Raw genomic sequence first — 12,247 nt, 5'->3', positions numbered from 1 at the left:
TTGATAAATCATCTCTGAGTAATGAATTAAATCCTAACTATTAAGCGCCGCAGCAAATCCAAAGCTGTATTAGCACTGACATGACGAATTAAAGCACGTCCCCGCATCGCTCCAAAGCGATACTCAAAGCTAGTCACTTCATCCTGCTGTCCGGCTAAACCGATGTAAACTAAACCCACGGGCTTAGTATCAGTTCCTCCAGTGGGGCCAGCAATACCAGTAATACTTAATCCCCAGGTAGTTGACAGGCGGTTTTTCACCCCCATAGCCATTTGTTCAGCAACAGTAGCACTGACAGCGCCAAATTTATCTAAATCCTCTGGGTTCACTCCCAGTAACTTGACCTTGGCGGAGTTATCATAAGCAATTACCCCACCGCAAAAGTAATCAGAACTACCGGAAATATCCGTTAACACTTGTCCCAGTCCTCCACCTGTACAGGACTCGGCTACGGAAATAGTCTGAGTATTAATACGCAATAAGTTACCAACAACAGCCGCTAAAGTATCATTGTTGCTACCGTAGTAATCTAACCCAGCAATGTCTTTTAGCTGTTTCTCCACAGGGCTAATTAAAGCCTCTGCGGCTTCTTTTGTGGTGGCTTTGGCGGAAATGCGTAATCTGACTTCGCCTTTACCTGCGTAAGGGGCGACGGTGGGGTTAGGTAAGTTAAAATACGGGGCAACTTTTTCTGCTAGAGCTGATTCACCAATACCCCAGAACTTTAAACTGCGGCTGTAAATAATTTCTTTTCCCCAACCTTGATTTTTTAGAAAAGGTACTGCTGTTTCTGACCACATCTGATGCATTTCTGAGGGAACCCCAGGAAAGGTGAAAATAGTGACATTAGGGCGGGGTTGCCAAATAATCCCCGGTGCTGTACCACTGGGATTAGGTAAAATTTCTGCACCTTGGGGAATTAATGCTTGTTTGCGGTTGGTGGGGCTCATGACCCGACCTCGTTGGGCGAATTTATCGGTAATGTCTGCAATGATTTCTGGATGTTCTATCAAAGGAACGCCAAAAAAATCGGCGATGGTTTCACAGGTGAGGTCGTCGGGTGTGGGACCTAACCCACCCGTGAAAATCAGAATTTGCGCCCTTGATATGGCAATTTCTATGACTTTTTTGACTCTTTCTGGGTTATCGCCTACTACTGTTTGATAGTAGTGGGGTATTCCTAGTTGGGCTAGTTGTTGGGCTATATATTGGGAGTTACTATTCAGGATGTCCCCTAGGAGTAGTTCTGTACCAACACAAATAATTTCTGCACTCATGGAGGTGAATGGGGTTAAAGAGAGGTTTTTTTAGGTCAAGTCGCAAAGGCGCAAAGGTATCGGGAGTTCAAGGTTTGATTTTTTATCCCCTCTGTTTTTGGCGGCTTTCTCAACCGATACAACTTCTACCTTTGCGCGAATTTAACTAAGCTAAGGCTGGTACGGGAATGTGCAGATGTGGGTACAAGGGGAAGCGATCGCACAATGCCGCTACCCGTTGGCGACAATCTTGTGTTACTGTCTCAGAACCGGGAGAAAGTAGTCTATCAGCGATAATGTTACCAATCTCGGTAAATTCTGCGATCCCCATACCCCGTGTAGTCATAGCTGGGGAACCCAATCTTAGACCACTAGTAACAAATGGTGATTGTGGGTCAAAGGGAACTGTATTCTTATTGGCGGTAATATTTACCTCACTCACGAGTTGATCAGCTTGTTTACCTGTGAGTCCAATATTCTGTAAATCTACTAGCATTAAATGGTTATCTGTCCCATTAGACACCAGCTTTAACCCACGGGTTTGCAGTTGACTAGCCAAAGCCCGGGCATTATCAATTACTTGAGCCGAATACTGTTGAAAATCTGGTTTTAGTGCTTCCCCAAAAGCCACTGCCTTACCTGCGATGACGTGTTCTAGGGGTCCGCCTTGGCTACCGGGAAAAACTGACTTATCTAGCTTCTTACCCAACTCAGCATCCCGGGTCAAAATCAAACCACCACGGGGACCGCGGAGAGTTTTATGGGTCGTGGTTGTCACTACATCACAGAAAGGAATCGGGTTTGGGTGCAGACCGCTAGCCACTAACCCGGCAATATGGGCAATATCTGCTAGTAAGTAAGCCCCTACTTCATCCGCAATGCTGCGGAACTTTTCAAAGTCAATCACCCGGGGATAAGCCGAGTATCCGCATATTATGAGCTTAGGGCGCTCCCTTAGCGCCTGCTCGCGGATTTGTTCGTAGTCTAGTTGTTGTGTTTCTTGACTAACACCATAGTGGCAAACTTGGAACCACTTTCCGGAAACATTTACCGGCGAACCGTGGGTCAGATGTCCACCGTGGGACAAATCCATCCCCATTATTTTATCACCTGGTTGCAGTAATGTCAAGAAAACTGCAAAATTTGCCTGAGCGCCGGAATGGGGTTGGACATTAGCATGAGCCGCACCAAATAGCTCTTTAGCTCGGTCGATGGCTATTTGTTCGATTTGATCAACAAATTCACAACCGCCATAATAACGTTTACTTGGTAAACCTTCGGCATATTTATTAGTCAATACTGAACCTTGAGCCGCTAGTACAGCAGCTGAGGTAAAGTTTTCACTAGCAATTAATTCTAGGTGCTGGCGTTGACGCTGTAGCTCTTGGTTAATTAACTCAGCGATGGCGGGATCGGAGTTAGCCAAAATTTCGGAATTGGTTTTAGTCACTTAAAGTTATCCTTGGTAGAAATTTGCCAAACAATCTGTTTCTAGTTCCTGTGGAGGAGGGGTGAGGGCGTGTTTACCCCGGTACACTGAGGAGAAAACCCATAGCTGTTTCCTGAATCTCAAATTTTACCTTTCATGGGGAATAGGTTATTTTACCTTTCGTTACATACTTTGGTTTTTTAGGTCGTTATACATACAATAAATTAAAGTTCACCGGATTTTTGAGTGCGATCGCGATTTTTTATGAGGTGAGCCATTGTTAGCATTTTGGAATCGGATGCGATGTTAGTCATTTTAATGGATAATCAAATCCTTGCTCCTGGGAAAGTTTGCCAATCTTGTTTACTGGCTGACGGTAGCGGTCAACCCCGTTGGTATGGCGGTCAACTGCGATGTGGTCAAGCTATTCACAAACTGGCGGCACAGCAAGCACAGCAATATGAATGTATGATGGGTTTCCGGATTGCCGATATTGAATAATCAGATTTTGCCGCTAGACTACATAACTGCGTTATCCTAGGCTCAAGTAACTATTGAAATTTAGCCATAGGAGAACCCACAATGACTTGGCGCGGGTCTACAACGGTTCCTGACCGGATTTTTGCTTGTTTACCTTATTTACTCCCCCTGGTTGAAAGTCTCAGCTTTGGTAGCTTTTTGTTTGGACAGTTTCCTGTACTAAAATTGCTGTTTATCCCTTTGAGTCCCATAGTAGCAATTTATGGCAGTATTCCCTTTGCTAGTCTGATTATTTTCTTGGCTTTGTTTGCCCTGGTAATCAGAAACGAAAAAATAAATCACTTTATTCGTTTCAATGCTATGCAAGCAATTCTTCTGAGCATTGTTTTATTTTTGTGTTCCATCCTACTGGAAGTTGTGGGTTTGGTTCCTGGTGCTGGCTTGGCCACAGAAACCCTCACAAACACCATCTTTATCGGCATATTAGCAGCATTTGTATATTCTGTAGCCCAATCCTTGTTGGGGCGTTATGCAGAAATTCCCGCTATTTCCGATGCAGTGCATATGCAAATACGGTAAGTGTTAACGTTTGGTGACTGTGTTCTCTAGGCGACCAATGCCTTCAATTTCTACCCGAATGCGATCGCCGATGTGTAATTGTCCTACACCAAATGGAGTACCGGTGAGCACTATATCCCCTGGTAGTAGTGTCATCACCTGACTAATGTAGGAAACTAGGAGATCAGGGGGAAATACCATCTCATCAATACAAGCAGATTGTACAGGAGTGCGATCGTCATTCAAGAAAGTCTGTAACCTCGCCCCGGGATTTACTTCGCGCACAATCCAAGGACCTAGGGGACAGAAGGTATCAAAACCCTTGGCGCGAGTCCATTGGCCATCCTGTTGTTGTAAATCCCGTGCCGTGACATCGTTAGCGATCGTATAGCCCCAAATTTTAGTTTGGGCTTCTTCTGGTGTGCAGTCACAAGTGCGATCGCCAATTACTAGTGCTAGCTCACCCTCGTAGTCCACCCGATGGGACTGGGGAGGATACTTAATCTGTGTTTCCGTAGGAATAATAGACGTTGATGGCTTGAGAAATATTAATGGTTCTTTGGGGACTGTAGATCCCATTTCCTGAGCATGGTCTGCATAATTCTTGCCTACCGCCACTACTTTTGAGGGCGCACATGGGGTGAGAATTTGATAGTTTTCCGGTTTGAGAATTAAATCTGTGGGTTGTCCTTCTAACCAAGGTGGAGCATCTAACACCTGCACGCTCAGGGATAGTTGTAGCAATCCATAGTAAATCTTGCCTTCTAGATTTTGAACTCGCACATAGCGCTGCGCCATAAATTTGATTAATATCCTTTTGTTTGCGATTACCAGCTGCTTTAGATTTTAGATTGGATCTAAAATCTAAAATCTAAAAATTGGCGCATTTGGCTCATGATTTTGATGAAAAACTGATAAGATTATAGTTCCTTGTTGCTGAGATGTTGGTAATTATTAGTATCATTTGTGATATTCATGTATCAAATCACATCAGCAGCCCTTTGTCCATAAGGTGACTGAAAATCATGTCCATAGTTTACGAAACAATTTACATTCTCCGTCCAGACCTAGGAGATGAACAGGTAGAGCAAGCAATTGCTAAATACCAAAACTTGCTGACTGAACAAGGTGCTGAAAACATCGAAATTCAAAACCGTGGTAAACGTCGCCTAGCTTATGAAATTAAAAAGCATCGGGATGGCATTTATGTTCAAATGAACTACACAGGTCCGGGAAATGCCATCGCTGTTATGGAACGTGCTATGCGTTTGAGTGAAGAAGTAATTCGTTACTTGACCATTAAGCAGGAACTACCAAAGGAAACAGCAGAAGCAGAAGCAGAACAGACAGAAGCTGTTGCTGTCTAACAAGGCTATGATTTACGCAACTGACATATTAGTAGAGTGGGTCAGATATCAAAAATCTCTTGATTCACAGAATTTATGCAGTCTGACGCACCCTACAACAAATATTTAATGTCACACTTGCGTAGTTTATTCCTTGAAAACAAGAATCCCCGAGTTTTTAATTCGGGGAATTCCAACAGTACAATCTCACCGAAGGTGAGTAGTATATCAAGCCACCACTAGATTTTTATCATGACTGTGAGTGAAAATATCCTCATAAGTATCAAAAATTTCAAATACTGAGTCCAGCTGTGTTAGCTCCAAAATCAATCTCACCGGAGCTTGTACGTTACACAAAACTAGACGACAATTATTTTCACGCGCAGAAGTTAGTCCATTGATGAGGGGGACTAATCCTGAACTGTCCATGAAATCTACTTCTGACATATCAAGAACCCAGAGTTGATGAGGCCGGGGTACCACTTCAAGCATCTGTTTGCTAAAAGCCATTCCACCTTGCAAGTCTATACTGCCGTGGGGCTTAAATAAAACTACTTGATCTTGTGAGATAATCATGAATTTAACAAACTAGTTGGAACACGTGACAGAACAGAAATTTGACATCAATACTGATTCGGTTTCAACGACAAAATCACTGTTTTATCTTTAAAATTAGGCACTTACTGCAGTCTTGTGATTGAGACGGGTTATTTCAGTAATGAAACCGTATAATTTATTATTAATAATATAACTATACGCATGATTGTCTCCTAATTTCGGTATCAAGAGTATCTTTTACCATATCTTTATATCTTACCATACCATTGATAAATATTTAATAAAAACCGCTAAATAAAGTTGCATATATATATTTAATGCTACAGGATGGAGTCAAGGTTTACAGAGACAAGTAAATCTGCATCCGAAAACCTGCTTGACAAGTGGCAATCTGGAAATTTCAATTGTGGAAGCAGCTTGATTGACACCTCAGCCATAGAAGCGCCAAGATATATAAAAGGTAAAAAATTGTAAAGGCGGCGGTGCGGGATGTCTGTTGATCTGATTTCACTAGAAAACATCCAGGAATTTGCTCACCAGTATGGTTACTGGGCAATTTTTTGGGGAATTTTGCTAGAAAATTTGGGCATTCCTCTTCCAGGTGAAACCGTAACCCTAGTGGGCGGGTTTCTCTCCGGTAGTGAGGAACTAAACTATTGGTTAGTTCTTAGTGATGCCGTTGCAGGTGCTGTCATTGGTGGTGCTTGCGGCTATTGGATTGGTAAATTGGGCGGCTGGCCTTTTCTAGTAAAAATAGGTAAACTCTTTCGGATTTCCGATGAGCGTTTATTGAATATTAAAGATCAATTTAGTGAAAATGCTACTAAAGCCGTATTTTTTGGGCGTTTTTTCGCATTGTTACGGATTTTTGCCGCACCACTGGCTGGTATAGCCGAAATGCCTTTCAGAAAATTCTTTTTGTACAACTTAGCAGGAGCCACCGCCTGGGCCAGTCTCATGGTAACCTTAGCTTTCTTTGCTGGTAGAGTTGTCTCCCTAGAACAACTAGTTGCTTGGGTGAGTCAATTTGCGATCGCCGCCTTACTAATCCTTGTTACCTTAATTGTCATACCCATCTGGTTAGAATCCCGCCAGGTCAAAGGCGCAGCCGGTGAGTAAGTAAAACGGGGACTACAGTCCCCACATACCCTCAGATTAAGATTGAGAAGCCCAAATGCGAGTGGGTAAGCCCCAAACGTAAATAAACCCTTCAGCTGCTTTGTGGTCAAACTGGTCTTCAGAACCATAAGTTGCTAAATCGGGGCTATAGAGTGAATGGTCACTCCAACGTCCGACAATGGTGGCGCTACCTTTAAACAGTTTGACTCGCACAGTTCCCATAACTCGTTCCTGTGTCTTTTGAATAAAAGCATCTAGTGCGCCTTTGAGGGGGCTGTACCACAGACCGTTATAAACAATTTGGGTGTAAGTCTCTTCAATACCTCGCTTGTAGTGGCTGACATCTGCTGTTAGAGTCAGACTTTCTAAATCCCGGTGTGCCTGAATTAACACTAGCATCGCCGGCGATTCGTAGATTTCCCGGGACTTAATCCCCACTAAGCGGTTTTCAATCATATCTATCCGGCCAATACCGTGATTTCCTACTACCTGATTGAGCTGTTCAATTAACTGCACTGGGTTTTTAGGTGTACCGTTGAGGCTGGTGGGAATACCGCGGGTAAAACCAATTTCAATGTACTCCGCTTCATTCGGCGTGTCAGCGATCGCCTTAGTCATTTCATAAATTTCAGCTGGTGGTTCCGCCGCTGGATCTTCCAGTACCCCAGCTTCGATACTACGACCAAGTAAATTTTTATCAATGCTGTAGGGGGAGGACTTTTTCACCGGTGAGGGGATACCAAATTCCTCACCATAAGCGATGGTTTGCTCGCGACTCATTCCCCATTCTCTCGCTGGTGCAAGGATCTTCAATTTGGGGTCAAGTGCAGCACAAGAGACATCAAAGCGCACCTGATCATTACCCTTACCAGTGCAACCATGAGCGATCGCATCAGCACCATATTTATGAGCAGTTTCTACTAATATTTTGGCAATTAACGGGCGAGCCAGAGCAGTCCCCAAAGGATAACGATTTTCATAGAGGGCGTTGGCCTGAATGGCCGCAAAGGCATAATCTTTAACGAAACTGTCTTTCACATCAGCCACCAATGACTCACTAGCACCGGATTTGAGCGCTTTTTCTCGTATTGGCTCTAATTCATCTCCCTGACCTAAATCTGCTGCGAGGGTAATCACCTCCTCCACACCCCACTCATTTTTCAGGTAGGGAATACAAACAGAGGTATCCACCCCCCCAGAATATGCCAAAACAACCTTTTTAGCGCGACCCATTGGTTTCTCCAGTTAGAAAAACAAAGAATGAGTCATCATTATAAGGTATGTAGGGTTTAAAAATTCCCTCTGAGAAACAGAGTAAATACATTCTCGTTGATTTTCAATTCCTGTCCATTGTTATCTGTGCCAAAGTCGTACTCATTATTACTCCAGGATAGGTTAAATGTGGGACTACTCTGATTGTTACCCATTCTCCATCTAGCTCCCGCACCATAAACAGCACGAGCGGCATTTTCATTCACGGGATTATAATAGGCGGAAAATGACAAATTCTGGCTAAATTGAATACCTGCACTTGTCAGCAAAGTATTTTTAATTGCATCCGGTAAAACATCCCCAAAATAGTTAGTTAAACCGAACCAAATATTACCTAAATTAGCCCTAGCTCTCAGGTTAATAGAATTTACAAAGTCATTGGATCGAGTTTCCCTGTCAAAAGCATAATTAACCCCCGTAGAGATGACTAAATTACTATTCCGATTCCAGGGGATAACTTTATCAATACTACCTGTAACTTGACTGTAATTATCAATATCTGGATTAACATAACCAATTATAGCTGCAGAAAAACGCCATCTGTCGGCAGTATTTTTCGTATAATCTAGACCGCTGTAAGCTTGAATTTGTTCTGCGCCGATCACACCTGTATAATATCTCAAAACATCCTGAGTACCTGTAATATTACCAGTGAAACTCAAATGTGGTGCATATACTGTTTCTTGTTTATATTTGCTAGATGTGACACTATTCGCCTCTTGATTAAAAAGAGTCACATAAACTTGAGCATAAAAATTTGGTACGTTTATGGGGGAAAAATTTTGATTATTAATATTAGCTCTAAAATCTATATTAGACTCAGATCCCCCTTCTGATCCCTGAGAGGATAATATTTTCAGGTTACCAATATCTTCAAACCGAGTACTAACACCAGAACTACGTTGGATAGTGGGTGACGCACCTACCCAAATACCATTAAAACTAGCAGCAGGTACTTGTGATAAACTTGTCAATCCTGGGGGAATACTCTCGGCTCTAGCAATTCCGCCATGATAAGCAGTTAAACTATTAGCAGGAATTCTTACGTTATTAGCAGCTAAAAACAAATTTCTGTTAACAGTCCTCCTCCCAGAAGGTTTGTGATGATTATCCCCAGGTGAAGCTAAATTGTTTTTCCCACTTGAGTTAAATCTGGTTTCTGAACTAGCTATATTGGGTACAATATCAGGTAACACAGTATATCCCAATTGCAAAGCTGTATTCAAGAAAGTATTATCATCATTTAAAATGAAGCTAAAGCCTCTGACAGTCCTACCCATGACAGCTTCCCTGTCATTGACTTTGACAATCTGCCTGACTCTAGAATAACTGGCAACTGGAGCATTTTCAACTTCTTCTTTTCTGATGATTGATATTTGGTCACCATTGCTATTACCAATGAATGCACCGGTGTTCGGTATTAACAAATCTATAGCAATTTGTTGACCATTCTCTACACCTGATTGAAATTGCGGTTTTCTGATTTCTTCTGCTGTTGTTGTGGCTACTATATCCCCCAGTGTTGCAGTTTGGGAAATTCTAAATGGTAGTAGAGTATCAGAGTTAATATTCCCAGATTGTAAAGCCGGAATATATGTACATATTTGCTCCGGGTTAGTCCCAGGAAAAATACATGAACCTGTCATACTTAATTGCAGGTTTGTACCCAACACAGTTTGTGGTTGTTTAAAGCTAACAGTAACTTCTCTAGTTTGTCTGGTGGTTTGCAGTTGTAAATATTCTCCTATTTGGTCTACAGTCAAGATATTATTTGTTGTTAAGTTTTCCTTGACTGTTCCGTTCAGCTTGACAATTCCATTTATAATAAAAATATTATTGGTGGTATTATTAAAATTGTAACCTAAATTTAATTGTCTCTCAGTTAAGTGATCAATAAATAGACCATTGATAGGTAAGGTAGTTGTGCGGGGGTGGATTTTTCGCTGATCAGCAATCCTCGGAGGAATGATATATTCTTGATTATCCCCTGGGAGTGGTTTTTCTGTTCCTGATTTTCCCTTACTCTCTAATTCATCAACTCTTGTATTCCTCATAGGTGTACAAGAAACAATTATAGAATTACTTGTGGCTAATTCCCTGACTGCGGTAAATTCTCCTTGTTCACCATGACTCGAAGGACAAAGGGGAAACCGAGAATTAGCTTTTACTAAATCGGTTACCTTTAGCTGGTTGATCACACCAGAGGCCGATCTTGATTCCCGATGATTGAATATTGTCTTTTCTAACTCAGAGATTGGAATAATTTCTAATTGGCTATTGCTTGGATTTGTAGGTATTTCAGCAACTGCTGCTTTAGCCAATAATATTATTGCTGAACTCAAAAAAAAACTAATTGTCAACTTTAAGTTTTTGTAGTGCAGAATCGGCATAAATATTTTTTCCCAGTCCTGAAATAATCATCAAGTCTGGTTAAAAGATTATCATAGGGATTTATGGTTTGTATTTTTCTTCTCACGTAAAAAAAAGTTAGGGCTGAAAGAATGGGATGACGGTATCAATTTAACTGCCCCTATTGATAATTTTAAGTTCTTGACACCCTAACCATTTTTTTTAAATAAAAGCGCCACCATCCGAGATTACTTAAAATCCAGTTTCTATGGTTCCAATGGGAAGTTCTGTAAAGGTAGCAATGCTGTTAGCTTGGGCGGTTTCTAAAGCAGAATCAACACCACCTGTCATGGTAACATTGTTGTAAAATTCGCTCTCAGACTGACCACCTTCACTGAAGGTATAATTACCTGTATCGCTGATGATTTCAATCACGCCAGCGCTTCCTAAAGCAGTTGCGGAAATCACACCAAAGTTAGAGGTGGCTAAAGCAGCAGCATCGTTTTTACCAATAGCTCCAGCAGCAGTCATTTCAACTACTAAACCATTTTCGTCAAGTGTAGCTGCTACAGCTCCAGCAGCAGCGCCTTCCCCAGCAGAGGCGATAGAACCAAAGCCAAATACACTAGCGGAAACTGCAACTAAGGCGATCGCTACTTGTTTGTGGAATTTCATCAACTTGCACTCCTCTTATTTCAACTTTGATCTACTTGCAATGTATGCACATTAACGTCTGTAGTTTGCTAATTTTCACTATTAGTTACTTTTAGTACCACAGGGTTAGCTCACAAAATTTGATCAATTTTGTGTATGACTACCATCATCACTATTTAGGATCTGATTAAAAAAGAGGTTATACTTTAGCTTACTTAAGGTTAATTTTAAGTTAAGTTTTTCCTTGCATAAATCTTATGACAGAGATAGATACATTATGCCAAAGCAATTACTTGGTCAAGTAATTATCAATTAAGTCGAAGCTAGGCTGATTGTGAGAGATAATAATCTTTAGTTAACCATTACTTAAAGTAATGACAACTTCTAAATGTTATGTCAATCAATATCTTGTAAATACGGCTAATAAAGTATGATAGAAGAAGGCTTTGCCTGGAGCGATAATTAAATGTGCGTGAATTGAGCTATAGAGACCTTCCATGAAGGTCTCTACATTCTTTGCATGAATCAATAATAAATCAAAACTAATTATATGCCCTGCGACTTTATAATATAAAACGTAAAAACTTGGGTTAATTGTAAATTAATAATAGAGAAAACTTATTTATATAGAAGTTTAAGATTTATAAAATAAATAATACAGCAGATTGCACCTTCTGGGAATCCAGGATCAAAAAACAAAAATAGGGGTGTATTGCGATTAACACCCCCTAGTGTTTCAATTGATAAATTAGCGTTGAGCAGTTAGTAATCGATTTCCTTGAGGTTATGTGCCTCATCCATGGCTACATCTAGGAAGGTACCAGTCTTACCATGTACCTGAGTTCTAAAAATGTAGTCCTTCTTAGACTCATAAGGTAACTGTACCTTGAGGATATACTCAGCATCTGGTAAATTGTTAAACCAGAAATTACCTTGTTCATCAGTGCGAGTAGTCTGGGGAGGTAGGGTATTGATGCTAACTTTAGCGTTGTGTACCAAGTCTTTACCTGGTATACCGTTCCACAGATGTGTATCCGCGAGCTTACCGTAAATGACGCTATCCCCTTGGGGTGCGTTCCACAAACCCATAGCAGGTGGCTGAATAGCGATCGCCGCCATTGCAGTTACCATCACCAACAAACCACCCAGAAATCGTCGCACTTGCTTGACTCGCAATTTCCCAACTTGATTCCGCAAGAGTTTCAACATATTTGATACCTGACAAT

12 protein-coding genes are annotated in these 12,247 nt (G+C 41.4%); 4 read left to right on the top strand and 8 right to left on the bottom strand.

Features of this window, described 5'->3' with window-relative positions; genetic code table 11:
- Window positions 1-26: 26 nt before the first annotated feature.
- Together PN447_RS09990 and glyA are read right to left on the bottom strand one after the other, a co-directional pair.
- On the bottom strand, window positions 27-1,277 hold the full coding sequence (locus tag PN447_RS09990; protein WP_271762770.1) for a competence/damage-inducible protein A: 1,251 nt from the start codon (window positions 1,275-1,277) through the stop codon (window positions 27-29).
- A 145-nt stretch (window positions 1,278-1,422) separates the two neighbouring features.
- The gene (gene glyA, locus PN447_RS09985) at window positions 1,423-2,706 is read right to left on the bottom strand and encodes a serine hydroxymethyltransferase (RefSeq protein WP_271762769.1); all 1,284 of its coding nucleotides are present in this window, start codon (window positions 2,704-2,706) and stop codon (window positions 1,423-1,425) included.
- Window positions 2,707-2,988: 282 nt separating this feature from the next.
- Between glyA and PN447_RS09980 the strand changes: the two genes are divergently transcribed.
- Both PN447_RS09980 and PN447_RS09975 read left to right on the top strand, forming a co-directional pair.
- Complete coding sequence (locus PN447_RS09980) at window positions 2,989-3,186, top strand: hypothetical protein (RefSeq protein WP_271762768.1); 198 nt, start codon at window positions 2,989-2,991, stop codon at window positions 3,184-3,186.
- An 81-nt stretch (window positions 3,187-3,267) separates the two neighbouring features.
- A complete protein-coding gene (locus PN447_RS09975; protein ID WP_271762767.1) occupies window positions 3,268-3,744 on the top strand; it encodes a Tic20 family protein in 477 nt (158 codons plus the stop codon).
- Between the two features lie 3 nt (window positions 3,745-3,747).
- On the opposite strand, the gene PN447_RS09970 is transcribed toward PN447_RS09975, so the two are convergent.
- Window positions 3,748-4,521 (bottom strand): fumarylacetoacetate hydrolase family protein, encoded by a 774-nt coding sequence (locus tag PN447_RS09970; RefSeq protein ID WP_271762766.1) that lies wholly within the window; start codon window positions 4,519-4,521, stop codon window positions 3,748-3,750.
- A 227-nt stretch (window positions 4,522-4,748) separates the two neighbouring features.
- Here PN447_RS09970 and rpsF point away from each other — a divergent pair, with 227 nt between their 5' ends.
- A complete protein-coding gene (gene rpsF / locus PN447_RS09965; RefSeq protein WP_271762765.1) occupies window positions 4,749-5,090 on the top strand; it encodes a 30S ribosomal protein S6 in 342 nt (113 codons plus the stop codon).
- Window positions 5,091-5,297: 207 nt separating this feature from the next.
- Here rpsF and PN447_RS09960 read toward each other — a convergent pair whose 3' ends face one another.
- Entirely contained in the window at window positions 5,298-5,645 is a 348-nt protein-coding gene (locus PN447_RS09960; RefSeq protein ID WP_271734189.1) for an STAS domain-containing protein, read from the bottom strand.
- A gap of 471 nt (window positions 5,646-6,116) precedes the next feature.
- Between PN447_RS09960 and PN447_RS09955 the strand changes: the two genes are divergently transcribed.
- Window positions 6,117-6,746 carry a DedA family protein gene (locus tag PN447_RS09955; RefSeq protein WP_271762764.1) on the top strand — a complete coding sequence of 210 codons (630 nt, stop codon included), beginning with the start codon at window positions 6,117-6,119 and terminating at the stop codon, window positions 6,744-6,746.
- A gap of 36 nt (window positions 6,747-6,782) precedes the next feature.
- Here the strand turns inward: PN447_RS09955 and PN447_RS09950 are convergent, their stop codons facing one another.
- The 4 genes from PN447_RS09950 to PN447_RS09935 form a co-directional block, all read right to left on the bottom strand.
- A complete protein-coding gene (locus PN447_RS09950; RefSeq protein WP_271762763.1) occupies window positions 6,783-7,979 on the bottom strand; it encodes an argininosuccinate synthase in 1,197 nt (398 codons plus the stop codon).
- A gap of 56 nt (window positions 7,980-8,035) precedes the next feature.
- A complete protein-coding gene (locus tag PN447_RS09945) occupies window positions 8,036-10,339 on the bottom strand; it encodes a hypothetical protein (protein ID WP_271762761.1) in 2,304 nt (767 codons plus the stop codon).
- 280 nt (window positions 10,340-10,619) lie between these two features.
- Window positions 10,620-11,042, bottom strand: a complete 423-nt coding sequence (locus PN447_RS09940; RefSeq protein ID WP_271762759.1) for a hypothetical protein — start codon at window positions 11,040-11,042, stop codon at window positions 10,620-10,622.
- A gap of 741 nt (window positions 11,043-11,783) precedes the next feature.
- Entirely contained in the window at window positions 11,784-12,230 is a 447-nt protein-coding gene (locus PN447_RS09935) for a carboxypeptidase-like regulatory domain-containing protein (RefSeq protein WP_271762757.1), read from the bottom strand.
- Between the last annotated feature and the right edge of the window lie 17 nt (window positions 12,231-12,247).

The organism is Anabaena sp. CS-542/02, assembly GCF_028331085.1.
GTDB classification, from domain to species: domain Bacteria; phylum Cyanobacteriota; class Cyanobacteriia; order Cyanobacteriales; family Nostocaceae; genus Anabaenopsis; species Anabaenopsis arnoldii.
The sequence above is the reverse complement of the archived record's forward strand: the minus strand, read 5'-3'. Positions and strand labels throughout refer to the sequence as shown.

Excerpts from the sequence above, each read along its gene's own strand:
- PN447_RS09990 (WP_271762770.1), bottom strand. The coding sequence starts at position 1,277 with ATGAGTGCAGAAATTATTTGTGTTGGTACAGAACTACTCCTAGGGGAC.
- PN447_RS09980 (WP_271762768.1), top strand. The coding sequence starts at position 2,989 with ATGTTAGTCATTTTAATGGATAATCAAATCCTTGCTCCTGGGAAAGTT.
- PN447_RS09975 (WP_271762767.1), top strand. The coding sequence starts at position 3,268 with ATGACTTGGCGCGGGTCTACAACGGTTCCTGACCGGATTTTTGCTTGT.
- PN447_RS09970 (WP_271762766.1), bottom strand. The coding sequence starts at position 4,521 with ATGGCGCAGCGCTATGTGCGAGTTCAAAATCTAGAAGGCAAGATTTAC.
- rpsF (WP_271762765.1), top strand. The coding sequence starts at position 4,749 with ATGTCCATAGTTTACGAAACAATTTACATTCTCCGTCCAGACCTAGGA.
- PN447_RS09960 (WP_271734189.1), bottom strand. The coding sequence starts at position 5,645 with ATGATTATCTCACAAGATCAAGTAGTTTTATTTAAGCCCCACGGCAGT.
- PN447_RS09955 (WP_271762764.1), top strand. The coding sequence starts at position 6,117 with ATGTCTGTTGATCTGATTTCACTAGAAAACATCCAGGAATTTGCTCAC.
- PN447_RS09950 (WP_271762763.1), bottom strand. The coding sequence starts at position 7,979 with ATGGGTCGCGCTAAAAAGGTTGTTTTGGCATATTCTGGGGGGGTGGAT.
- PN447_RS09940 (WP_271762759.1), bottom strand. The coding sequence starts at position 11,042 with ATGAAATTCCACAAACAAGTAGCGATCGCCTTAGTTGCAGTTTCCGCT.
- PN447_RS09935 (WP_271762757.1), bottom strand. The coding sequence starts at position 12,230 with ATGTTGAAACTCTTGCGGAATCAAGTTGGGAAATTGCGAGTCAAGCAA.